The sequence below is a fragment of the Fulvivirga sedimenti genome, assembly GCF_020328055.1.
In genome coordinates this window covers 202301-227367 of record NZ_JAIXNE010000002.1, presented here as the reverse complement: position 1 = coordinate 227367, position 25067 = coordinate 202301, and the positions used below count along the sequence as shown (strand labels likewise).

General features: G+C 44.5%; 21 protein-coding genes. 7 read left to right on the top strand and 14 right to left on the bottom strand.

Annotated features, from left to right (window positions below):
* Positions 1–99: 99 nt before the first annotated feature.
* The 4 genes from LDX50_RS07355 to LDX50_RS07340 all read right to left on the bottom strand — a co-directional run bounded on the left by LDX50_RS07355 (position 100) and on the right by LDX50_RS07340 (position 3606).
* Complete coding sequence (locus tag LDX50_RS07355) at positions 100–882, bottom strand: hypothetical protein (RefSeq protein WP_225697792.1); 783 nt, start codon at positions 880–882, stop codon at positions 100–102.
* A gap of 165 nt (positions 883–1047) precedes the next feature.
* Positions 1048–1836 carry an SDR family NAD(P)-dependent oxidoreductase gene (locus LDX50_RS07350; RefSeq protein WP_225697791.1) on the bottom strand — a complete coding sequence of 263 codons (789 nt, stop codon included), beginning with the start codon at positions 1834–1836 and terminating at the stop codon, positions 1048–1050.
* A gap of 10 nt (positions 1837–1846) precedes the next feature.
* Positions 1847–2569, bottom strand: coding sequence for a LytR/AlgR family response regulator transcription factor (locus tag LDX50_RS07345; RefSeq protein ID WP_225697790.1), 723 nt, complete (start codon positions 2567–2569; stop codon positions 1847–1849).
* On the bottom strand, positions 2566–3606 hold the full coding sequence (locus LDX50_RS07340; RefSeq protein WP_225697789.1) for a sensor histidine kinase: 1041 nt from the start codon (positions 3604–3606) through the stop codon (positions 2566–2568). The genes LDX50_RS07345 and LDX50_RS07340 overlap by 4 nt, the downstream gene beginning before the upstream one ends.
* A 233-nt stretch (positions 3607–3839) precedes the next feature.
* Between LDX50_RS07340 and LDX50_RS07335 the strand changes: the two genes are divergently transcribed.
* The 3 genes from LDX50_RS07335 (at position 3840) to LDX50_RS07325 (ending at position 8677) form a co-directional block, all read left to right on the top strand.
* On the top strand, positions 3840–6365 hold the full coding sequence (locus tag LDX50_RS07335) for a TonB-dependent receptor (protein ID WP_225697788.1): 2526 nt from the start codon (positions 3840–3842) through the stop codon (positions 6363–6365).
* A 111-nt stretch (positions 6366–6476) separates the two neighbouring features.
* Positions 6477–7409: a DUF1684 domain-containing protein gene (locus LDX50_RS07330; RefSeq protein ID WP_225697787.1), complete on the top strand. Its 933-nt coding sequence runs from the start codon at positions 6477–6479 to the stop codon at positions 7407–7409.
* 77 nt (positions 7410–7486) lie between these two features.
* Complete coding sequence (locus LDX50_RS07325; protein ID WP_225697786.1) at positions 7487–8677, top strand: AI-2E family transporter; 1191 nt, start codon at positions 7487–7489, stop codon at positions 8675–8677.
* Between the two features lie 18 nt (positions 8678–8695).
* On the opposite strand, the gene LDX50_RS07320 is transcribed toward LDX50_RS07325, so the two are convergent.
* The 5 genes from LDX50_RS07320 to LDX50_RS07300 all read right to left on the bottom strand — a co-directional run bounded on the left by LDX50_RS07320 (position 8696) and on the right by LDX50_RS07300 (position 12993).
* On the bottom strand, positions 8696–9502 hold the full coding sequence (locus tag LDX50_RS07320; RefSeq protein WP_225697785.1) for a cyclase family protein: 807 nt from the start codon (positions 9500–9502) through the stop codon (positions 8696–8698).
* Positions 9503–9555: 53 nt separating this feature from the next.
* Positions 9556–10593: an MBL fold metallo-hydrolase gene (locus LDX50_RS07315; RefSeq protein ID WP_225697784.1), complete on the bottom strand. Its 1038-nt coding sequence runs from the start codon at positions 10591–10593 to the stop codon at positions 9556–9558.
* A gap of 24 nt (positions 10594–10617) precedes the next feature.
* Positions 10618–11289 (bottom strand): NAD-dependent epimerase/dehydratase family protein, encoded by a 672-nt coding sequence (locus LDX50_RS07310; RefSeq protein WP_225697783.1) that lies wholly within the window; start codon positions 11287–11289, stop codon positions 10618–10620.
* Positions 11290–11453: 164 nt separating this feature from the next.
* Entirely contained in the window at positions 11454–11714 is a 261-nt protein-coding gene (locus LDX50_RS07305) for a hypothetical protein (protein WP_225697782.1), read from the bottom strand.
* 37 nt (positions 11715–11751) lie between these two features.
* Positions 11752–12993, bottom strand: a complete 1242-nt coding sequence (locus LDX50_RS07300; RefSeq protein ID WP_225697781.1) for an MFS transporter — start codon at positions 12991–12993, stop codon at positions 11752–11754.
* A gap of 188 nt (positions 12994–13181) precedes the next feature.
* Between LDX50_RS07300 and LDX50_RS07295 the strand changes: the two genes are divergently transcribed.
* Both LDX50_RS07295 and LDX50_RS07290 read left to right on the top strand, forming a co-directional pair.
* Positions 13182–14987 carry an acyl-CoA dehydrogenase family protein gene (locus tag LDX50_RS07295; RefSeq protein ID WP_225697780.1) on the top strand — a complete coding sequence of 602 codons (1806 nt, stop codon included), beginning with the start codon at positions 13182–13184 and terminating at the stop codon, positions 14985–14987.
* Positions 14988–15007: 20 nt separating this feature from the next.
* On the top strand, positions 15008–15787 hold the full coding sequence (locus tag LDX50_RS07290) for a glucose 1-dehydrogenase (RefSeq protein ID WP_225697779.1): 780 nt from the start codon (positions 15008–15010) through the stop codon (positions 15785–15787).
* 6 nt (positions 15788–15793) lie between these two features.
* On the opposite strand, the gene LDX50_RS07285 is transcribed toward LDX50_RS07290, so the two are convergent.
* Positions 15794–16690 carry a Nif3-like dinuclear metal center hexameric protein gene (locus tag LDX50_RS07285; RefSeq protein WP_225697778.1) on the bottom strand — a complete coding sequence of 299 codons (897 nt, stop codon included), beginning with the start codon at positions 16688–16690 and terminating at the stop codon, positions 15794–15796.
* A 157-nt stretch (positions 16691–16847) separates the two neighbouring features.
* Here LDX50_RS07285 and LDX50_RS07280 point away from each other — a divergent pair, with 157 nt between their 5' ends.
* On the top strand, positions 16848–18464 hold the full coding sequence (locus LDX50_RS07280) for a sulfatase family protein (RefSeq protein ID WP_225697777.1): 1617 nt from the start codon (positions 16848–16850) through the stop codon (positions 18462–18464).
* A gap of 53 nt (positions 18465–18517) precedes the next feature.
* Positions 18518–18970: a peroxiredoxin family protein gene (locus tag LDX50_RS07275; protein WP_225697776.1), complete on the top strand. Its 453-nt coding sequence runs from the start codon at positions 18518–18520 to the stop codon at positions 18968–18970.
* A 51-nt stretch (positions 18971–19021) separates the two neighbouring features.
* On the opposite strand, the gene LDX50_RS07270 is transcribed toward LDX50_RS07275, so the two are convergent.
* The 4 genes from LDX50_RS07270 to LDX50_RS07255 are packed head-to-tail and all read right to left on the bottom strand — an operon-like array spanning position 19022 to position 25054.
* Entirely contained in the window at positions 19022–19909 is an 888-nt protein-coding gene (locus LDX50_RS07270; protein ID WP_225697775.1) for a glycoside hydrolase family 17 protein, read from the bottom strand.
* A gap of 2 nt (positions 19910–19911) precedes the next feature.
* Positions 19912–22266 (bottom strand): MFS transporter, encoded by a 2355-nt coding sequence (locus LDX50_RS07265; RefSeq protein WP_225697774.1) that lies wholly within the window; start codon positions 22264–22266, stop codon positions 19912–19914.
* Between the two features lie 11 nt (positions 22267–22277).
* Positions 22278–23771, bottom strand: a complete 1494-nt coding sequence (locus LDX50_RS07260; protein WP_225697773.1) for a glycoside hydrolase family 30 protein — start codon at positions 23769–23771, stop codon at positions 22278–22280.
* Positions 23768–25054, bottom strand: coding sequence for a glycosyl hydrolase family 17 protein (locus tag LDX50_RS07255; protein WP_225697772.1), 1287 nt, complete (start codon positions 25052–25054; stop codon positions 23768–23770). Before LDX50_RS07255 ends, LDX50_RS07260 begins: the two co-directional genes overlap by 4 nt.
* Positions 25055–25067: the final 13 nt, after the last annotated feature.

Sequence of the window (25067 nt, the reverse complement as noted above, 5' to 3'; positions counted from 1 at the left end):
TTGGTATTTCACCAAAAATCTTGATATGGGGAACAGGTTCACAATGAACCGAATTGAATTCTAGATGAATGAATCGTTGAGGTCAGTTTTGCGACTATTTTAGAAAATTGTACACCGCCCTTCATGGAGGTCCTCAGCAGAAACGTTGAAAGCATTGCTTTCACATTGAAACTCCAGCTGGGCGCTTTCGCGCTGAAACAACTGTGCAATCCCGCAAAAGTCGGTGAGTACGGGGTTGGACCATATATAAATACAATTAACATGCTCCACATTCTCCAGACCGGAAAGAGATGTGAGTGTTTTGTTGTTCTCAATGTAGAGACAACTCATCCTTGTCGCATTTTCAAGTGCATAAAGGTCAATAAGAGATTTATTGTTGACAATATCTACATTATGAAATTCACGGATTCCCTGAAGCCCTTCAAGGCCGGTAAGTGATTCATTTTCATAGATGGTAAGGGCGACATGATCATTTGTAATATTTCGAAAAACACTCAGTGATCGAATCTTAGGATTACCATATACAAGGATACTTTCGCTTATGTTCTTTATGTTTTCTAATCCGGATAGCGAAGAGAGTGATTGATTGTTTACGATATGAACGCTGTTGGCGCGTACGATTGACCGGAGGGGAGTCAGGTCGGTGATGGCATTGGGATCTGTTGAAACAAATGCGCCGATCTGCAGCATACCATCCACACCGGTATAACAGGTATTAGCGAATTTGATTATGTCATTCTGAGTTTTCAAAATGACATCTCCCTCATAGGTGGCAGACCGGCAGGCTGTCTCATCGAGCTCGGGTGATGAACAGCCCGAGATTACGCCAAATGCAACCGCACATACCGAAGCCAGCAGTCTGAAACTGATTTTAGATCTCAACAAGTCTTATTTAGTAGTAGTGGTTTGAAGTTCCGCTTCAGGTCTTGAAAAAGGAACATTCAAGGTTCAATATACACAATTTTGATTTGAAATCACCAATATTAATTCTTTACCTGGGTAAATTAATATGATAATTATAGCCATCAGGGTGGCTTAGCGGCTCTTTTAGGCTTCGTACAGCTTCCTCATTACATAGTTATGCAATCCACTGGCCCAGCTTCTTGGCAAGATATATGACATGAAAAAATGAGATATTCTGTTCATTCTTCCAGGCATAATGAAGAGTTGCCCGCCAAATTTCCGAAGTGTGTATTCGGCAACGTCCGATGGTTTGGACGGGATTGGAGCGAGCCAGAAAGGCCGGGGTTTTGTGCCCAGGTAATTAGGTGTACCAATAGCACCGGGACAGCACACCGCGAACGTATATGGTTTGTTTTGGTATTCATAATGGAGTCCTTCGGTGAAATTCCATAGATAGGCTTTTGTGGCCGCGTATGGCACAACCAGCCGGGTTCCCCTGAATCCTGCCAGGCTGGATAGCAGTATTACGCCAGTTTTTTTATCCTGTCTTCCTTCAAGCCACATTTGTATAAGTCGCGTAGGGGTTCCCAGGTTAACGTTGATCGTGGTATCGATATCCTTTTCCGATAAATCCTTAAAAAGCCTTACCGGACCGAATGCGGCATTATAGATCAGCAAACCACAATCATGTTGCTCCATGACATCCCGAAGGAGTGAAGGACTGTCAGACTTTGCCAGATCCGTTATAATGGTCTCAACACGGATATTGAATACCCGGCACAGGTCTTTTTTTAGCGATTCAAGTGCAGATTCATTTTGATCAACGAGAATTAAATTCAATCCCCGTCTCGCCAGGCTTCGTGAAAATGCCGCGCCCAGGCCTTCCGCTGAACCGGCTACCATTGCCCATTGACCGAAGTTTGTGATTTCCACGTTTATTCTCTCAAAGTTCGCTGTTAAAGTATTGCTGCAACTTGTCCCGGTAACTATCCGAAACCGGTATTTCATGGCTACTAATTGTAAGGGTATTGCGTCCAAGGGTATTAACCTCGTCGAGATTGATGATGAAGGATCTGTGCACCCGCATGAATTTATTGTCAGGCAAGCGCTCTTCCAGGGATTTCAGGCTCATCAGTGAGAGCAGGGGTTTTGTCTGGTTTTTGATATGGACCTTCACATAGTCTTTCAGACCCTCGATGTACAGGATATCATCATGAAATACTTTGACATGCTGATATTCCACTTTGAACATGATAAAGTTGCTGGCTGGCTGTGAGGCGGAAGCCCTCGCATTGCGGAGGTTCAGGGCTTTAGTAGCTGCCTTAACAAAATCCTCGTAGCTGAAGGGTTTCAGCAAATAGTCAATCGCGTCTACTTTATAGCCCTGCAAGGCATACTGATCATAAGCTGTTGTGAAGATTAGTAAAGGCCTGCCCGTACCTTCCATACCACTTATAACGCGTCCGAACTCGAGCCCCGACAGATCATTCATCTGAATATCGGAGAAGATCAGATCGATTTTTTCATTTCTCACGATTTCAAGCGCTTCTATGGCATTTTCACATGTGCCAACGAGTTCAAGGAAAGGGGTTTTTAAAATGAATTCCTTAATTAAGGCCAGTGCCAGTGGCTCATCATCCAGTGCAATACACCGTAATTTTGTCATAATTCAATTTGCAGTGAGACTTTGAAGGTATTGTCTTTATCGTCAATCTCAAAATTATAACGGCTGGGATAAAGTAATTCCAGTCTTCTGCGGGTGTTGGCAATTCCAATTCCGTGTTCTTCGTGCTGTTCACCTGACTTTGGGAAAATCGGGTTTTCCACGTATAAGTCAAGAACATTGCCTGTCAATTGAATGGTAATAATCACTTCGCTGGCCACTGTAGAGGAGATACCATGCTTGAAGGCGTTCTCTACAAAGGGAAGGAGTAACATTGGTGCAATTGGCTGATCGTACGTACCTGATGGCTTGGTGAACTTCAGGGTAACCTTTTTTGAAAGGCGCAGTTTCATCAGTTCAATATAATTTTCGATAAAATTGATTTCATCGGAGACAGTGGCATGTTGTGAATCACCGTCATAGATAACATAGCGCATCATGGCGGATAACTTCAGTATCGCCGTACGGGATGCCTCTACATCGATAGATGTAAGCGCGTAGATATTATTAAGCGTATTAAAGAAGAAATGTGGATTGATCTGCGCTTTCAGGTAGGAAAGCTCTGTGCGAACCTGCAGCTGCTCCAGTTCCTTTCGGATCTCCTGTTCATTCTGTTGTTTGCGGACAAGAAAAATAATGACACCCAAACTGAGATCGAAAAGGATCAGGAAGAAGCTTGTAAAATCGAATGGACCTCGCCGGTTTTCCGGATTATAAGGTTTTTCAGGCCTGAATAACTCATGCATTCTTCGGGGTAATTCAATCTGGTCTTCAAAGAAATGTACCAGAAGAAGGATAGCTGTAATAACTCCGATTACAGACAAGCCGTAAATCAGGAATTTGTTCCTGTCCAGAAGTTTTGGAAGTAAGTATTGCGAGTGCAAAATATACCCGACGGTGAGCAGCAATGCCAGAAATAGCTGACGGTACCAAAATTCCACAGGCCAGTTGACATCCACGCTGTTCGGGGTAAGCGTTAGAATCAGTACCCACAGAATACCGACGGATACATATTCAAATCCTTTTTTTCGTTGCAACATAATGTAAGAACGCGATTTAGGGTTGAAAAGCTTCAATCCATCTATTCAAATCGACCAGAGAGCGTTCTTGATCGATGACTACCACACTTCCATAGATGAAGGGATTTCATAGGTGCTAAATGCCAAATGGTCGATACATTGGGCTCAACTGTCGAGTTTAAGGCACTCTCCATCTATCGGTGTAAACAATAAGGCTAATTATGCGTCTATACTGTTGACGAACAAAACAACTGATGAAAAAGATTAACATTAAATTACTTATTACGCTAAGCGCAATTTTTACTATGCTGGCCCTGGATAACGTTCAGGCACAGAATGGACCGCCTCCCGGCGTAACTCAACGTCAGCAGGAAAAAGTAGGATACGGCAAGATTTCCGGAACCATCCTCGATGAAAATCAGGAACCGGTACCATACGCGGCCATATCAATCGTTGATCAAAAGAGTAACCGGATTGTAGACGGAACAGTGGCTGATGACAAGGGGTCCTTTGTTATTCGAGACATTGTTGAAGGTACCTACACACTGAGCGTTACATTCATTGGTTTTCAGACCCTTGAGAAGGGGCCGTTTGAGATTACCGGAAAGGGAGAGTCCTATGATGTCGGTACATTGAACATCACAAGTGTAAGCACTCAACTGGATGAAGTTGTGGTAGAAGGAGAACGTGAGCTAATTGAAGATAAGGTAGACCGTATTGTGTACAACGCGGATCAGGATAAAACGACAATGGGTGGAGATGCAACCGACGTGCTGCGAAGAGTGCCCTTGCTTACAGTTGATCTCGACGGTAATGTTTCCCTGCGGGGAAGCAGCAATATAAAGGTGTTGATCGATGGAAGGCCCTCAACCATCACAGCATCCAGTATCGCTGACGCCTTAAAACAAATACCTGCAGATCAGATTAAGACAGTTGAAGTAATTACCTCGCCATCAGCTCGTTATGATGCTGAAGGAACGGGTGGAATTATAAACATTATTACCAAGAAAAATGACCTTCAGGGAGGATCATTGTCAGTCAATTCCAGCGCAGGGTTAAGAGGATCCAGCTTAGGATTGAATGCCAGTTATCGTACGGGTCGACTCGGTTTGTCCCTGGGTGGCTATGGCAGAGCCGGCTACAATGTGGTAGGTGAATTTGAGAATGAACAAACGACTAAGGATGAATTCGGTTCGATTGTTTCAACGACCAGTCAGTTCGCGGATACCCGTAACAACTATCTTTTTGGGCGTTATAACTTCGGTGCCGACTATGCCTTTAATAAATACAATTGGGTCGGCGCTTCTGTGAACCTGGGAATCAGGAATTTTAGTTCGAACCAGGATGGTCGTCTGACACAAACCAATAATTCAATGGGTCTGCGCTCATCAACAGAAGATGTGGGGATCGATAATCTTGGCAACCAGGTTGATGTTAGTTTGAATTACCTCAGGACCTTTGAAGAAAAAGGTAAAGAAATCAGCCTGCTTACGCTGTATAGCCAGAACAAGCAAACCAATGATTTTGACATTGCTACTCTTCAAAGCAGCGAACCGATAGATAACGCATTTATCCGGAATAATAACGACAGTTACAACAAAGAATTCACGATCCAACTGGATTATGTGGAGCCCATCAATGACAAGATCATCGTTGAAATGGGTGCCAAGAATATTATGCGTGATGTAACAAGTGATTTTCTGTACCTGGTGGGAGATGATGAAAATTCATTAACACCAGTAGAAGGTGTAAATCTGAGCAATAATTTTGATTACGTTCAGAATGTACTTGCTGGATATCTCTCTGGTACCTTTGATTTAGGTAAGGGTTACACGCTGATGGCCGGCGGTCGGTATGAGTATACAACGATTGCTGCGAACTTTTCGGATGAAGCAGATCTTGAGATTCCGGATTACGGAACATTCGTGCCCAGCATAAACTTCTCGAAGAAGCTGACTCCGTTGAAAACAGTTAAATTTGCCTACAATCGAAGAATCCAGCGTCCGTCACTACGCTTTTTGAACCCGAATATCGACGCATCCAACCCACTGAATATTTCACAGGGTAATCCTACACTTGACCCTGAATTCACCGATAATTTTGAAGTGTCTTACAGTACGTTCAAAAAAGGAACTTCGATCAATATTTCAGCATTCTGGAGAAATACAACAGGATCAATCCAGCAGGTACGTGAAACTATCGGACAGGATACGATATTCTCAACGTTCCAGAACATTGGTCAGGAAGATGCCCTGGGTGTGAGTATTTTCGCGAATGGCAAGATTGGTAAATTACAACTCAGCGGAGGTATTGATTCTTATTATGCCATGTTGGATAATAATTTGGAAGACCCACTCTTCAACGCATCTAACGAAGGTTTTGTCGTATCAGGCCGATTGTTTGGTAGTTATGAATTAACTGAGCAGTGGGCACTGCAGTTCTTCGGATTCATTCGTGGCCGTCAGGTACAGCTTCAGGGTTATCAGACAGGGTACTATGTTTACAGTCTCAGTTTGAACCGGATGTTCAAGGAGAAGCGCGGTAGTGTCGGTATTGGAGCTGAAAACTTCCTGAATAACGGAATGAAGATGACCAGTGAAGTGACAACGCCATTTGTAGATCAGTTTAATACCAACATCATGCGGAATATGAACTTCAAAGTGAATTTCAGCTACCGTATCGGTAAGCTCACAACCGGTCAGACACGCAGAAGACAGCGTAAGGTCGAAAATAACGATCTGAAAGATGGTGGTGGAAATCAGGATATGATGAATAACTAGTTTTCAAAATGATTCAAGAATCCAGGGTTGGTTTGGTTTAGGCACTGGGATTCACTGAGAAAGGGGCATTTGCCCCTTTTTTATTTGCCCCCATAAAAGTAATATTAGGTTATGAAAATCACGGTAAAATCCAGCCGATACTATTTTTCTCCTGTGTTACTGATCTTGTCAGTTCTTTTTTCATGTGATTCACAAAAAAAGGAATCTGAGTTGGATGAAGTCTATTTGAATTCACTGAGCAGTTATCGGGAGACACTTGCAGAAAAAAGCCGTATGGAATACCTACAGTTGATTGGTCGTTATCAACTTTTCCCGGATCAACAGAATTATATTGGTACCCGCCCTGACAAGGCCATTATGGTTGAATATGAGGATTTTCCGGAGGAATTGGGCATGGTACACTTCACTCCGGACTCATTGATTTTTGTTTCAGCCGGGTTTTTATTCGAAACTGCCGATGGATCCTCAGACTCTACCGTGCAACTGCCACGTACAGGCTGGTTCAGGTCGGAGGATTATCAATATGGCCGGTTCAGCTGGCATTTTTTAAACCGTGAAGGAAATTTCTTTTTACGGATCCGTGATCATGAACATCCTGAGGCAATGAATTTCAAAGGATATCATTGGTTTGAACCGAATGCAGAATTTATACTGGATGGAGAGTTTATATACTTCGATCAGCCCCTGATCGAGGAAGTTCCGTCGACCCTGGACTTCAAGGAAAATTCAGTCTTTATTGGACAGGTTAAATTTAATTATCGTGATGAGACTTATACACTGGATGTGGGGGAGGAAGGGTTCACCACCTTCGCCGATGAAACTTCGGCAGACCAAACATATGGTGCAGGACGGTATTTATATATTACACTTCCGGAGAAGAATGGTCCTGTACAGGTTGATTTTAACTATGCCTATAATCCCGCATGTATTTTCTCTGAGTTCACAACATGCAAATTTGCCCCTCCACAGAATCGCCTTCCATTCAAAATCCTGGCAGGTGAACTATCAGATCCGATAGACACCGGGATGGCCGGTGTTCATTAGTATTTAGTGTTAATCAAAAATTGCATGTTCAAAAATCAATTGTTTTTTTTACCTTGATCTGTTTAATTCAATAAACTATGAACAAAGATTACTTCAACCGTGTAACCGTTCTCACCATTACCCTTGCCGTGTCAGCTCTTTTCATTGCCATGATCAAGGGGTTTTTTATGACCATATTATTATCGGCCATTTTCAGCGGTCTGCTTTACCCGTTATTTCTACGACTTAAGAAACGGTTTGGCGGTCGGTCTTCAGGGGCGAGTATCGTCACCCTTCTGATTTTTGTTTTTCTCATTTTACTCCCCGTTAGTGGTTTGCTGGTTGTAGTCGTGGATCAGGCGATCAATGCCACTGAAACAATAGGGCCGATCCTCAAGGATAAAATTGGAGATCAAAGTACGTTGCTCGACCGGATCAATGATATTCCGATTGTGGAAAAGTTCTTCCCGGACCACGAAAAATTTGTCGACACAGTAGAGGGTCTCATTGCCGGTATCGGGAAATTCGTGATTAATAACCTTGGACAGATCTCTTCAGGGGCGGTGAGTTTGTTTTTTCATTTTTTCGTGATGCTCTTTTCAATGTACTACTTCTTAATCTATGGAAAGAATTATCTCGCCTGGGTCCTTTATATGCTTCCGCTCAATTCGGAAGAAGAGAATTTATTACTATCAAAGTTTATTACGGTTTCAAGGGCAACGCTCAAGGGAACCTTTGTTATTGGTGCAGTACAGGGAGCTATGGGAGGTGTGGCAATGTGGATTGCCGGAATACCTAATACACTCTTTTGGGGGGTTATTATGGCAGTTTTTTCCATTATTCCCGCGGTAGGACCGGCGATTGTCTGGTTGCCGGCAGGCATTTATCTGTTAATCACAGGAAACATAACCGCAGGAATAGGCTTATTGCTTTTTGGTGCAATCGTGATTGGAAACATCGATAATCTCATACGGCCTAAACTGGTTGGTAAAGAAACTGAATTGCCGGATCTGATGATATTCTTCAGTACACTGGGTGGTCTGGCATTGTTCGGAGCATCGGGTTTGATCATTGGTCCGGTCGTGGCTGCATTGTTTATAACCATGTGGGAGATTTACGGTGCCACCTTCAGTGATTCTTTGGATCCTTCGAGCCTTGTTGTTAAAGGCGAAAAAGTAATAGATCACATGGTTCCTGCCGGTGTTGAACATATGAAGGAGGGAATGCAACATCTGGAGGAGGAGGAAAATAAAGAACAGGGTAATTCAGAAGCCGGGCATCAGGATTAGGTGTTCATTTGATTCCTTTCATGGTACAATAGCAACAATGCGTAGTGGGCCGCCACTGCCACCGTTTATCTTCATAGGTAAAGCAATGATCTGAAAACCAGTTTCAGGCAGCTTGTCCATGTTCGCGACATTTTCAAATCCGGGAATGTTGGCGCTGAAGAGTATGCGATGTGATTCAAAGAGAGATGATTGTCCGTAATCAAGGCTAGGTGTGTCAATGCCTGTTGCCGAGATTTTACGATTTGTTATTAACCATTCAGCTGTTTCGGGATGGATGCCCGGGAAATGCAATTTCGCCACAGCGTCAGGTCCCTTTTCGTCGGTTCCCATATATCGTTTTGCATCCGGCCAGAATTTCCCAAACCCGGTTCGAAATAACAGGATGGTCTGATCTTTAATTGTGCCATGTTCCTTTTCCCACTGTTGTATATCTGCTATACTGATCTGGTAGTCTGGATTCAACACACAGGAGTCAGAAATATCAATTACGATGGCCTTACCTATCAGGTTTTCCAACGGGATCTCATCAACAGATTGTTTTCCTTCTGAAAAATGGACGGGTGCATCGAGATGGGTGCCTCCATGCTCAGCTGAGGAGAAGGAATAGGCTGAATAATAGAACCCCTTATCTGTAAGACCAGCAGATCCGGAGAGATGAAATCCATCGGCTGTAGGCCAAAACAAGGTTGTACTGTCAAAGGGATACGTCAGGTCGATAATGGTACCGTTCAGGAGGCTTCCATTTTTAGATTCTGAGTCAGACTTCTGCTCAGAAAAGCATCCGGTGAGGAGAATTATAAGAAATGTATACAATGCTGGTTTCATTCGGATGAGATTAGTTGATTTTCAATTTACGATGGCTGTCAATAAATTCAAACCTATGAATGATCATTCCACCAGTGGGCACCGGGACTGGTCTCCAGGTTGAACTGTTCGCCGAGGCGCGGGGTCAGGAATTTCAGGTTCTGTTCCATTGCTGCCTGAACAAAACGTTCCGCGGGATCTTTCCAGGTGTGCTGAGCCAGGGAGAAGGCACCCCAGTGAACCGGAACCGCTCGCTTAACACCCGAGTCCAATCCGGCCTGAACAGCTTCTTCAGGAAACATATGTATCTGTCGCCAGTGCTCATTGTATTGTCCGCATTCCATAAAACCAATATCGAAAGGCCCCAGGCGGGAGCCTACTTCTTTAAAATGATCTCCATAGCCACCGTCGCCACTGAAATATATACTGGAACCATTTTCTTTCAGAACCCATCCTCCCCATAGTGATTTTGCCCTATCTGTAAGACCTCTGCCGGAAAAGTGACGGGAAGGAGTAAAAGTGATCTGGATTTCATGAAATATTTCCTGGTCCCACCAATCAAATTCGGTTATATTTTTTCCTTGTACACCCCAGTATTTAAGATGTCTGCCAACGCCAAGGGCCGTATAAAAGTGTTTTACTTTGGGAATCAGCCGATGCATGCTATCCAGGTCAAGGTGATCATAATGGTCATGGGTGAGTAAAACCAGGTCGATTTCAGGAAGAGAATCGATGATCTCCAGTGACCCGGCTGAAAATCGTTTTGTGGCAAATGGCGCAATGGGGGAGGCATTCGAGCCAAACATTGGATCTATCAATATGGTCTTACCACTCACCTGCATCAGCAGTACTGAATGACCATACCAGATGAATTTGGGTGTCTCTGTTGGGGTAAGAAATTCACTGGCTCTGAAAGGCTGGATCGGAAGGGGAGACCCGGGCTCCCTTCCAGCTGTCTCAAAAAATTGCCTGTAAAGTATTTTGGGAAGGGTCTGGATGTTCACATCCATTGTTGTCTTTACCAGGTTCTGGAATTTGTTTTCCGACCAGTTGTCTGACTTCGAATATCGTTCCTTTAATTCCTGTGTTATTTTACCGCCGAATTGCTTCATTTCATTTCCTGTTTGCTGCGATAATTAAACAACAGATTCTGCCAATTGATTAATATCGCGGTTATCAAGAATCTTCTTTGTTGACGGGTGAAACAGCGTTGCGATCATCGCCAGCCCTAATTTCGTTGTGGTTGTAACGTTTTTCGACTTTCTCAATAGCGGGAAAAAAGGTTTAGCGATCTTGTATATTATATTGTAAAGCCTTGTTCGTGAGGTAATATCTTTTTCAGGCAGTATAAATCCGGGACGAAACGCATAGGCATCGTAAAAGCCTTTGGAAAAAATCATATTCTCGGTACGGCCCTTCACTCTTGCCCACATAATGCGGCCGTTCTCCGTACTATCTGTTCCCTGCCCGGACACATAAACAAATACCATCTTTTTATTCAGATCATAAAGTATGTCAACGAATGCTTTTGTGATTGTATAGGTTATTTCCGTGTATTGTTCTTCACTCAAACCAACCGCTGAAATTCCCATACAGTAGAAACAGGCATCATATCCGGCTAGCCGGTCCTGAATCTGTGCGATGTCCTGAAAATTCTCAAGAAGGATTTCTTCAATTTTCGGATGGGAAAGATGTATACTCTTTCGGTTTATGATGAGGACATGTTCAATTTCCGGATTGTCGAGGCATTCCAGCAGTACCCCTTTTCCAACCATTCCGGAAGATCCTGTGATGATCACTTTTTTCATATAGTAAGTTATTGAATAATTTGATCATGCACTTATATCATTTATCTGGCCGCAGGCATTTTCATGCCGGGGAAACCTTTTTTTAAGTATTAATTAACTTCAGTTAAACCCAGTTTATTGAGCAATAATTTATCCGGGATTTGATTAAAATATCCAGATCAGATTCAAAAAACAAGGAGAGCCGTTATTGCAAGGAGTACAAGAAACAGCACGCTAAAGATGATCAGCCGGATTCGAATGATCTCGCGTCGTTTTTCCCGTTGCCAGGTAATGAGCTTTTCGTATTCAGTTTTATTGGTATTTGATTCCCTCAAATCCTCCCGATACGGATCAGGTTGGGCAGCACCTTTCCCTCGCCTGAGAAGGTTCAGGCTTTTATCATTAAGATATTTCCCCAGTCCGGCAAATCCTATTCCATTACTCATGATCGGTATACTTAGTATTATAGTATACGAATATTAATTAAGTAATGTTCTGTGACATGATGTTTGAATCGGGCTGTTTGGCCGGGTTTTGCATTCTTATCAGGATTATTACAGCGGATACCAGGGTAATGATCGCTGTAAGACGTACGGAACTGAAGATTCCGAATTTGTCGGCTACAATACCTGTCAGAATTGCGCCAATGGCATATCCCAGGTCACGCCATAACCTGAAGACACCGATGCTCCTGGCACGCTGCAGTGGATTGGTATAATCTGAAATTGCCGCCATAAACGTTGGGTATACGATGGCGGTTCCTAAACCGAGGGTACAACTTAGTGCCAGGAACTGATTCAGGGTTAAGGCGAATGACATTCCCAGAATTGCAATTCCCTGGATCACCATTCCCCAAATCAACATTGATTTTTTATTGAGATGATCGGCAACTTTTCCTGTGACTAACTGACCCAGCCCCCAAACAATTGGATAGACCGCCACAATTTTCCCAACCTCTTCCAACGTAAAGTCTTTACTTACCAGGAGAATTGGAAAGAGTCCCCAGATCATTCCATCATTCAGGTTATTCACTAACCCTGCCTGAGTGATTGATCCAAGATTGGGGTTAAGCCATGTTGTATCCAGAAAAACGTTCCTAAGAAGAGGTACACTACTGGTTTCGGATTCGATACTCACATGATGAATGGTATCTTTAACCAGTAGGATACTTCCGAATAGCCCAATGAGTACAAATGCGATACCCATATAGAAAGGATAGGGGCGCAGGCCATATTCAGAGGCAATCCATCCTGTAAGAAAAGCTACGACCCCTACAGCGAGATATCCTGCCGATTCATTCAGGCCCATCGCGAAACCCCGGTTCCTGGGACCAACCAGATCAATTTTCATGACAATGGTGCTGGACCATGTGAGTCCCTGGTTTATCCCCAGTAAAATATTTGCTGCGATAATGGCATTCCAGCTGCCTGCATAGATCAGGATCAAGGGTACTGGCAAACCGAATAACCATCCCAGGACAAGAAGTCTTTTTCTTCCAAAACGGTTGGCGAATGCACCTGCATAGTAGTTGGTTATTGCTTTTGATACTCCGAATACAATGATGAAGGAAAGTATGGCTGTTTTGGCCGCAACCGCAAAATCAGCCTCCGCAATTTGAGGTAGGATCGTTCTTTCCAATCCGACCATTCCACCTACAAAAGCATTGATCACAAGAAGTATAGTGAATTGTTGCCAATTCCTCCGAAGACCCAGCGCAACTTTCATTTTAATTGAGAAGTTGGTATGTCGGCAAACTTCCGATAATTTATTGAACTTTCCCGTACATAGTAAACAATAGATTCATTGGGTTATTTGATACGAAAGAAGGTATGACGCTTAATTTCTTTGTGTTTCTAAGCCCCGCCAGTACTGGAAGAATTTTTCTATATTGATCGTGAAGTAATCCTTCCGTTATGAAAGATCAATATGTAGACCTGTCTACCCTCAAATTCCTGCTGTTTGATGTGCATAAGCTGAGTCGCATCCTCGAAATGAATCGTTTCAGGGAATATGACACATCGGCAATCAATGATTACCTCGATTCGGTAAAGGAGTTCTCAGATAAGGAAATGTATCCATACTTTCGCGAAATGGACCGGGACCCTGCATTTTACAGGGATGGTGAAATCATTGTTCATCCCCAGGTAGTCAGGTTTCTGAAACTGTGCGGTGAATCGGGATTCATAGGGGCAACTTTTGAGCAGGATACTGGTGGTTTACAGCTACCGAATATGGTGCTTTCAGCAGCTGCATTTATTAAGGAAACGGCAAATAATCACTTGCCGGGATATGCCGGACTAACTGCAGGAGCTGCAGAACTTATTCAGCACTTTGGCTCTGAGTCACTTAAAAAAATGTACGTCCCGAATATGCTGGCAGGTGAATGGTCCGGTACAATGTGTCTGACTGAACCACAGGCCGGAAGCTCATTATCTGATATTGTGACCTCAGCGGTGCCTGATGGGGAGGCTTATAAAATTCACGGACAGAAAATCTTCATTTCAGGAGGGGACTATCGGGGTGTTAAGAATGTTGTGCATCTTCTGCTCGCACGGATTGAAGGCGCGCCTGCAGGAACAAAGGGTATTTCCTTGTTTGTGGTTCCTAAATTACGACCCGAAAAAGACGGAACACTGCATCCCAACGATGTGAACACGCTGGGTGATTTTCAGAAACTCGGCCAAAAAGGTTATTGTACGACGCATCTGTCATTTGGTGACGGGGATGATTGCCGGGGGTGGCTTGTAGGAAATGCAAATGAAGGGCTTAACTACATGTTCAAAATGATGAATACAGCCCGTATAGCGGTGGGTAGGGGCGCAGCTGCCATAGCAACAGCGGCATATCATTCATCACTTACCTATGCCAGGGAACGTCCACAAGGCCGAAAGCTTTCTTCCTCAGGGGATAAGAACCCGCAGGAGGAACAGACGCTGATTATCAATCACCCTGATGTGAAACGCATGCTGATGTCACAGAGAGTTGTGGCCGAGGGCTCGTTAAGCCTTGTCCTGCTATCAGCCCGGTACCAGGATCTGGCTGAATCTCATTCAGATCCTGAAACCCGAAAGAAGTACAATCATCTCCTTGATATTTTGACCCCACTCACCAAGACATACCCCGCTGAAAAGGGTATTGATTCGGTGAGTGCGGGGTTGCAGGTACTTGGTGGTTATGGCTTTTGTGAAGATTTTGTGCTACAACAGTATTACCGGGATATACGAATATTCTCGATCTATGAAGGTACTACCGGCATACAATCACTGGACCTGCTTGGCAGAAAAATGACCATGGAGAATGGCATGGCGTACAAACTTCTCATGGATGAGATTCGCGAAACTGTCAGTCGGGCCTCCGAAACAGAAGTCCTGAAACCCGCTGCCGATGTTCTCAGATCAACAATTAGTTTAACGGATGAAATTGTGAATTTTCTCATGGAGTTTGCCCAAAAAGGTGACTACGAGCGATTTTTGTCGGACGCTACAATCCTTATGGAATATATGGGGATCATCGTAGTGGGCTGGCAATGGCTTGAAATTGCGTTGACGGCCATAGATCCGGAAAAAGGTGGTAACGAATCAACAGCCTTTACCCGCGCTAAATTACAAGCCATGAAATTCTATTTTCGATATGAAATGCCAAAGGCGATAGGTCTTTCCGTTACATTGATGGATAAGGAAGCGATTACACTCCAGGATGATTCTGAACTATTTTCATAGGACTTTAAGTATAAACCTGCATGACAAAAAATATTAAATCACAGTTTGATCTGGATGGAAGGGTCGCTATTGTTACCGGGGCATCAAAGGGTATTGGAAAGTATATTGCACAGGGCCTGGCGGAGAGCGGTGCACGCGTTATCATCAGCAGCCGAAAACAGGAGGCTGTCGACGCGGTTGCTGAAGAATTTAATGCCATGGGGCTCGAAGCCATCGGTATTGAATGCCATGTAGGAGATGCCAAACAACGGGAGTCCCTCATATCGGCAGCAATGAAGCATTACGGTCGGATTGATATACTGGTAAATAACGCGGCAATTAATCCGTTTTACGGTCCGCTGGAAAGCGCCGATGAAATGGTTTTTGACAAGATAATGGATGTAAATGTGAAGGCGCCCTGGATTCTTTCGAACCTTGTGTTACCGCATATGAAGGCTAATAAAGGGGGCAGCATCATCAATATTTCTTCAGTAGAAGGGATTCATCCCGGGTTTGGTCTTGGGTTGTACAGTGTTACCAAATCAGCCCTCATTATGCTTACAAAAAACCAGGCGAAGGAGTGGGGGCCCTATGGTATCCGGTCAAACGTGGTATGTCCCGGCCTGATAAAGACAAAATTCAGCGAAGGGTTATGGAAAAATGATAAACTCGTTGAGGGATACATGAGTGCGGTGCCCCTACACAGGATTGCTGAACCAGAGGAAATGGCCGGGTTGGTAATGTTGCTGGCTTCCGATGCCGGATCCTACATGACCGGCGGAGTATACGCTGCAGACGGGGGATACCTGATTTCAGGCTGATCTCACTTACCTGAATGAGAATGGATTTGTTGCCGGGATATTTGTTACCGGTATGTTCGGAAAATTTGCTCCCATCCACTCGGCCATAAATGCCGAACCCGGCTCTTCACTATCAGCATGACCGAGCACGATCAGGGATATGGAATCGCCTTTGGAACGTGCATCACGAATGTATTCTGCCGTTTCCCATTCGGATATTTCTCCGCATATCAGCACATCCGGCTTTTCAGCGCTCGTAAGTGAAATTTGCCGTCTTCCCCCTGAAGCCCCCGGCATAAGCAATATCCTGCTGCAGGATTGATCCGGATTTCCTATATAACGGACGGTCTTGATTCCGAGACTCTTTTTTAAATGTTCAATCAGTGATTCCAGCGTCATGGCAGGTATCCTGTAACGGTTTCGGTTGTCCGGGTCAAAGTAATCATTCCACTCCAGCCGATCGACTACTCCCTGCTGAACGCCGTCTGGATATAGAGTATGGACATAATCATGATTACGCCAGACCGACATGGCATACTTTTCCAGAAGTTCCTTTTTGTACAGGTAAACATCATCCTGCTCGAGCCATTCTGTATCATCGAGGTGGTTATAAAAAGTCGGCTCATGAGCAATGATGAAATTGGCATTCAGGCTGTGTGCCTTTTCAATAACATCGATGGTTGCGAACATGGTGGTCACCACACCGGTCACTTCCATATCCCGCCGGCCGGCTTTAAGTGTGTCTACCGTTTGTGAAAAGGGTGCACCTGATACCTCTCCGATAAACCGGTCGATGATATCACCCACCGTTGTTGACCAAATCGGGATCCCTCCGAAAACCCCGGATGGCAGTAGAAGGGAGGAGGCTGATGCGACTCCAAGTGATTTAATGAACATTCTGCGATTCGGGGTTAGTTCTTTCATGATTTGATTATTAAGCGGATTACAAGTTAATGCATATCGGTAAAGATTAAAATCTCACAAGCAACTGGTTTCTTCACTTACACATTTTGCTGAAAAAGAATTCGGTTTCTGTATTCGGACTGAATTGACTATTTTGTATCAGAATAATCCCTGTCCTATGATAATCAGAAATCTCTTTACAATCCTTTTTGCACTTATCGTGTTTGTTTCCTGTTCAACTTCGGAAGAATCACCCGAAGAGCCTCAGCGGCCAAACATATTATTTATCATGTCGGATGATCATGCCTATCAGGCCATCAGCGCGTATAGCAATCACCTCATCGAGACACCAAATATTGACAGGATAGCAAAGGAAGGTATGCTGTTCACGAACGCCAGCGTGACGAATTCGATATGCGCTCCTTCACGTGCAACGATCCTGACAGGAAAACATACTCACATTCATGGGAAGGTCGACAACCGGCGGCCATTTGATTCCACGCAGGTTACATTTCCGCAACTGTTTCAGAAGGCGGGATATCAGACAGCCATGTATGGCAAACTTCATTTCGGTAATAATCCGAAAGGTGTGGATGACTTTATGATTTTGCCCGGGCAGGGTAACTATATCAATCCGAAATTTATCACCCCGGAAGGCGATACTACCATTGAAGGCTATGTTACTGATATAATTACTGATCTGACACTCGGCTGGCTCGAAGAAGGCAGGGATAAGGAAAAGCCTTTCATGATGATGTACCTGCACAAAGCTCCCCACCGACCCTGGTGGCCTCGTCCGGATAAGTTTGCCGAATTCACTAAGAAGCAGTTTCCTGAGCCTCCAACTCTGTTTGATAACTATGAAGGCAGGGGTACGGCTGCACGTGATGCAGAAATGAATATCCTGATGCACCAGCGATATAGTCATGATTCGAAAATAAGACCGGAGACGCTTGAAGCTATGGGAGATGTGGAACCCTATGTGGAGCCGTTGCCCTGGGATGAATTCTACGGTCCGTATAACAGGGCCACTCCGGCGCAGAAGGCGTTGTACGACCCCACCCTTGATTCGATCAATTCCTGGTTTAAGGAGAACTGGGCAGGTCTCAGTATGGAAGATAAAATGCGGTGGAAATATCAGCGGTACATGCAGGATTATCTGGCATGCATATCATCTGTGGATGATAATATCGGCCGGGTGCTGGACTATCTTGAGGAAAGCGGGCTAGCCGAGAATACAATCGTGATATATACGTCAGATCAGGGATTTTACCTGGGTGAGCACGGCTGGTTTGATAAACGATTTATCTATGATGAATCATTCAAAACACCTTTGCTTATACGTTGGCCGGGAGTAGTGACGCCGGGCAGTCGGACCACCGAAATGGTTCAAAATCTTGATTTTGCCCAAACGATGCTTGAGATGGCAGATATTCCGGCGCCTGATGATATGCAGGGAGAAAGCCTGGTTCCGCTTTTAAAGGGTCAGAATGATCTGTGGACACGGGAGGAAGTCTATTATCATTATTATGAATATCCCGCAGTGCACATGGTAAAACGGCATTATGGCATTGTTACTGAAGAGTATAAACTCATTCACTTTTACTATGATGTGGATGAATGGGAGCTGTTTGACAGAAAGAAAGATCCCATGGAAATGCACAACGTCTACAATGATCCGGATTATGCCGAAGTGGTGGCAGATCTAACGATCCGCCTGGGTAAGTTACGCCAGAAATACGGCGATTCAGAAGCGCTCGACAGCATGTATATTAAGCTGCACTTTGAGGAGTAGATCAATTCTTTCAAATGCCTGAATACAGTTGTATATTTTAGTATATTTCCGTCATGAAATATTTTAAGTACCTGTGTTTAGTCATTTTTCTACAAGCCTGTAGCCAGGAACCCAATGATCTTCCTTCAATCCCGGTGAAGCTTATCGATGGCTCCACAATGCAAATGGATGAATTAGAGGGGAAGAGCATGGTTGTCCTGTATCAGCCAGGGTGTGATCATTGTCAGCGGGAAGCAGTTCAGATTCAGAAAAACCTGGAAAGTTTCAATGACTACCAGGTATACTTTGTATCAAGCTCTTCCAATTATGAGAACCAGCAATTTGCCATTGAATACAAATTGAATGGCCTGACCAATTTCCATTTTGGATTTGCGCTGCCCGAGCATATTGTTGCCCACTACGGATCGATACCCACGCCGTCGGTGTATGTATATTCGGGAGACGGGAAGCTTCAGAATGAATTTATTGGTGAGACACCCATAGATAAGATCCTTTCTGTTCTATAGATCGTGAAATGTATCCGGCACAAGAAACTACCGGATACGATTTTCTGATATTCAATGAAATTTGGGATTTTCATCCTTATCCCAGATACCCCAGTATGCACCAACGTCACCTTCTGCACCTACTTTCCAGGATTCATCAAAGGATGAAAAATAGAAGATCTCAATATCGTCTTCTTTGGACCATTGCTGGGTATTGATGAAGTAACTCATGAAATTCTCTTCTGAAGGATCTGCCCCGTTCAGACTGGTTCCCTGGCTCGGCCACCCGGTTTCGGTGATGATCACCTTTTTTCCTTTGCCCGCGTTCACCGCCATGTTGTACATTTCCTTCATGTACAGAAGGGAGTAATCGCTGTGGCATCCTTCCCAGAACGGATAGCAGTTGGCCAAAAGGACGTCACAAGCATCCGTGATTTTAGGCCTGTCGGCAAATTCGTAGTATGCGTCCACATAGCCAACCTGAACATCCGGGAGCGCTTCTTTCACCCGGTGTATAAATTGAAGCAATTCCTCTTCAGTCAGATCACCGCGGTACATTACCTCGTTACCTACGGCAGCGATATCGACATAGCCTTCTCTTGCTACCTTGATTAAATTTTCAATTTCCCGGTTATTGATCTCCGGGTCATCGCCAAGCCAGGCACCCACCAGGGTTTTAATCCCGTATTCCTTTGCTATTTTGGGAATGAGTTCATTTCCGTCGGTACAGGAAAACGACCGTACCCATTTGGTGTAGGGCTTTATGATTTCCATCCTGTGACGAATCTGACTTTCTGAAAGCTGATCTCCAGGTTGTTGCCCTTCCGTGTACGGACTGAAGCACAATCCATGCATTCCCTGTTCAAGGGTTTTTTTATACAATTCAATTAATTCCTGACGGTTCGCAGTTGATAGCTTTACAGCCGAAAGAGATAAGAATCGCTCTGAACGTTTTGACATCGTTAACTGTATTTTAATTTTTCATTTTTGTCCCAAATTCCCCATCGCTGGCCTACGTCACCTTCATGGTGAACTTTCCAGGATTCATCGAATGAGGAGAAGTAGAATACTTCGATGTTTTGTTTTTGTCGCCAGTTATTCACATTGACGAAATATTTCATCGCATTTTCAGGGGATGGTTTGGCGCTTTTGTGATCTTCACCACCTCCCGGCCATCCGGTTTCTGCAATAATAACAGGTTTTCCCTTTGAAACCTTGTTCACAACCTGATACATTTGATCGAGGTAGACAGTGGCCTTGTCAATGTCGCAATCTTCCCAGAAAGGATAACAGTTGGCAAGCAGAACATCACAGGCATCAGCCAGGTCCGGATGTTCGTAGAATTGATAATAGGTATCCACACATCCGACCTGGATATTTGGCAAAGCCTCTTTCACACGCTTAATGTAATGGATTAATTCATCCTTGCTTAATTCACCGCGAAGCAAAACTTCGTTCCCAACTGCAGCGATATCCACCACTCCCGACTTTGCCAGTTCAATTAGTGAATTGATCTCTTTTTCATTTTGTGCCTTATCCTTGCTGATCCAGGCTCCTACCATGGTCTTCAAACCCCTTTCACGGGCGACCTTCGGAATGAATTCATTACCTTCTGTACAGGAGAAGGAACGCACCCATTTGGTATATGGAGTAATCACACCCATACGTCGACGGATTTGGGATTCTGTTAAAATATCGCCGATATCCTGGCCCTCTTCATACGGACTGAAACACAATCCGTGCATACCCCTTCTTAAGGATTCAGCATAGTGCTGTTTGATTTCCAGATGGTTCATCGCAGCAAAATCCATATCCGTCTCAAGGCCATTTTTGATATCGAGCCTTACAAGAGACAGCAGCTTTTCCGCTTGATAATATGTGAGGGGTTTCTCTTCCGGACCTTCTTTACGTTTGTCAAGTTCTGCGCGAATTTCATGAGCTCGATCTTCAGTTACATCATAATTCCACATGACAATCATTGCAACCAATGTACCTAGTATGGGAACGCCAGAATAGAATGCTCTGAGTCCTATAATAGCTCCTTCAGTTTGAGATGCGGCATCCGGATCAAATCCAACAACGGATAGGATTGCACCGCTTAACAGTCCGGCAATGGCAAAGCCGAACTTCACCATCCACCAGTAAATTGCCCCGAATATACCCTCGCGTCGTTTTCCGGAGGTGAGTTCATCGAGATCTATCACATCGGCTGTCATTGACATCATCAGAACAAACAAACTGCCTATGCCGAAGGAGAAAAATGGCAACGCGAAAATGAACATGTATGGTTTGCCAGGTATAAATAGAAACCAAAGCATAATGTATCCGATAATGGAGATACCCTGCGAGATGAGGAAAGCTTTTTTCTTTCCTGTCTTCTTCGACATGCGCGCCACTACAGGTATCACAGCAAAAGTTGTGACCAGCGCGCCGATACTTCCGAAAAGGGTAGGCCAGACTCCTGCTGCTGCTGCATCACCGTTGAAAAGATAATAAACAACTATAAAGAAGGAGAATGCTGCAATCGTATTGAACGCGTTGAAGATGAAGAATGTGGCAATGCACAGTTTTCTGAAAGGCTTTATTTTAAATGATTCGACAAATCCATTTAAAATTTCCTTCAGACCTGTGCCGATATGCTTCAAGGTGAGAGGCGAATAATTTTCATTCAGCGTTGATCTGCTCTTAATAAATATGGCGGGCACCATAGCAAATATCATACAGATCACGCCAACCCAGATCGCAAGCGTTCGTGTGGCCACATCGGCAGATTCAAACCAGTCGGGGTCGTACATTACAACCCAGAACCAGGGTGCAATAACCCATGCCCACTGACCGATCCACTGGGCGACAGCCATTATATCGGTTCGTTCATGGAAATCGGTACTCATTTCATACCCCATGGCCACGTACGGAACACTGAATATGGTTAACCCGAGGTAGAATATGAATGACCAGATCAGGAAGAATGTAAAATTATAGGTTACACCGTTAACCCTGTACAATTGCCACATGATAATAAAGGAAATACCCATGACCAGGGCTCCCAGAAACACGTATTGTCTTCGTCTGCCCCATGTTGATTTAGTGTTATCGGAAATAAATCCCATAATCGGATCACTAAAGGCATCAAATACCCGGGGCAGAAAAAACAGGACGCCCCACATCCATCCCGGGAAACCCAGGTCCTGAACCAGAACAACCATGAAGATGCTCAATGCGGCCGGAAACATTTGGTTGGCAAGCATACCAATACCAAAGGCAACCTTAAGACCAAAGGGTACCTGTGCGACGCTTGTTTGGGTTGATTTAGTCATATTGTCGGGGGTTAAGGTGCTATTATGATGGTTTGAATGGCTTGTTGGTTAATAGAAATTAATGATGATTCTTCACCGATATTCAATGAAAAATTCTTCTTCTCTGTTGTTGGATTGAAAACCACTGCCACAATGGAACCGTCTGGATTCTTCGCTGCTGTTACCATCATCTCCTTATCTTCCGATTCAAATCCAATTCTTTTCGCTCCCGGTCTGATAAACCGGCTGAAATGGCTCATCACATAGTAGAGTGGTGTGAAGTACACTTCATCATTTTCTGTATCTGCAATTACCGGAGCAACGCACCAGTTCTTAAACCAGTTTGGACCGCCCTGGGTGTTCAACACCATATTCCAGTCAACCCATCCGTCCACCCAGTTATTGAGGCAACCAATGATGTCACGAGCATAACGATATGTTGGTACATACTTTGGATGAAGGTGCTTGTCTTCCTCCGGCGCCCAGTCCCAACCCCAGTCGGTGGCTTCCTTCGACCAGTACCAGGCATCATCCTTCCATTTGGGAACTTCAGCATCGATGCAGGCCTCTGTCTGTATCAGGTGTTTATCAGGAGCCTTTTCGTGGGCGTAGCGCAATTCATCCGGGAATACCTCGAAAGTGCTCGCATACCAGTGGATGGCCGTACCGCTGAAATATTTGGAGCTTTGCTCATTGCGGTACATGTCGTCTACCCATTCCCGAAGGTGCTCACGGTTTTGGTCGTAACCCAAAATCTTAATGTCTGCCTTTCCTTCTCTTTCCAGAATCGGACCGAGGTGATTTTGAACGAAGAGTGTCATCTCCCCGGGTGTAAAATGCATACTTTCCCAGTTGTTGCCATTTCCCAGTGGCTCGTTTTCGACAGTAAACGCCCAGATATCAATTCCCTCCGACTTCATAGAGTCTGCATATTTTGCGAAAAACAAAGCCCAGACATCATTGTATTCCGGCAGAAGTCTTCCTCCAACCCAGTTCTTATTGTCTTTCATCCATGGAGGGGCAGTCCAGGGCGAGGCAATGATTTTGAAGCCTTCCGTCGATTTCTTCATCGCATCCCTGATCATCGGAATGATGTCATCCTTATCCTCATCCAACGAAAAATGGGTCAGTTCCATGTCATTTTCCATTGGTGCGTAGGAGTAATTGCCCAGCGAAAAGTCACTGGAGTTCATGTGCGTCCGCGTGAGGGAATATCTGGCGCCGGAATCTCCGAAGTATGCTTCGAGTACAGTGTCCCTGTTTTGAGGACTCAGCTGATTGAGTACGTAAGCCGATGCCTCTGTAAATGATCCGCCGAAACCGGTAATGGTCTGATATTCATCTTCGGGGATCAGTTTGATAACCGATCTATTGCTTTCTTCATCAAAGGAGGTGAGCCGGGTAAGCTTATGGCCATCGGCAGAGGTCTCATATACTTCAATCGCAGGCGCTTTCATATCGGTTTTACATCCTCCCATCATGAGGATAGATAACAGGACGGGAATATATTTTGTGATCAATTTCATTTATTCATTTCAACTTCCGGATGGGAGGGTGGCACCATTACATCGGCAAACAATGCAGTGCTGTCACCATTATAAGTGTTTGAAATTCGGTTTCCGCCCCTTGTCAACTCACCGAAAACTCCCTTATCCACCAAATTCCACAACGGATATTTAGCATGGCCGTCCAGCGTAAACAGGCCGAAATGGTTTTCCGAACCCTTGGGATTTCCGGCATCTTTCCATTGTTCGTCAAAGGCTTCGAAATAGAAACATGAAATCCCTGCACTATTGGTCCATTCACGCATGTGTTTGTAATACAGCCCCTGTTTATATTCATCCGTTGCTTTAGAACCGTGCGGACCGTAATGACCGTTTGAAGTGGTTGCCCAACCTGTCTCGCCGATATGGATTGGTTTATTGACACCCAGACTCCTGACATACGTTGAAACCGAATCATACTGTTTCTGAGCAAACTTCAGTGCGCGCATCATCGCAGCATCAATCTTTTCACGGTCAGAGAGATCCACTTCTTCTTCGGGAACAAACCAGAATTCCGGGTTATAATGAGAGTTGTGATATGGATAGGTATGCATTGAAATATAATCGACCTCTCTGATCAGGTCTTCCAGATCTTTGGTGTGGTAAAGCGGGTCACCGCCACCCCAGGAGGCAAAATCATCAGAACATGTGATCCAGAGGCTTTCAGGTAATTTCCCTTCAGCTTTCAGCTTCTGAAGATGACGAACCCATTTCAGGATAACGCCGGGTTGTACATAATAGCTTTCCGCCCATTTCACCATCGCCTCATTTCCAACAGCCAGTATCTTTACGATGTCGGGGTACTGATTCGCAAGCGCAACAGCACGGGCGATTTCACCCTCATTCTGCTCGCTTTCCACATTATGATCCGGCGCCTGATCTGTCCATGCATTTTTGCAGTCGATCCATGCTCCCAGCATGACGTACATCTCAAAACCGGGATCCTCTTTCTTCAATTCACTGATCGCCTTCAATACATTGGAGGCGTGGGGAAGCTGGACATTGTATGTCCGAAGGATTTTTATTCCCATTGCCGACAAGATCAGCATATCTTCCTTCAATTGTCCCACAGTAGGCTGGATCTCCCTGGATTTCTCCCGGTATCCTCCAAAGGAAATCGCCTGGTAGTCGGGATTTCCCAATATATCTTTTGCAGTCACTTCGTTGGTTTTAGTCTCTTTCACTTGATCGGTTTCGCCTTTTTTTGGATTACACGCAACAATAAAGAACGCTCCTGCGATTATTAAATTTATAATCAGTTTCATAATAGTTCTTTTT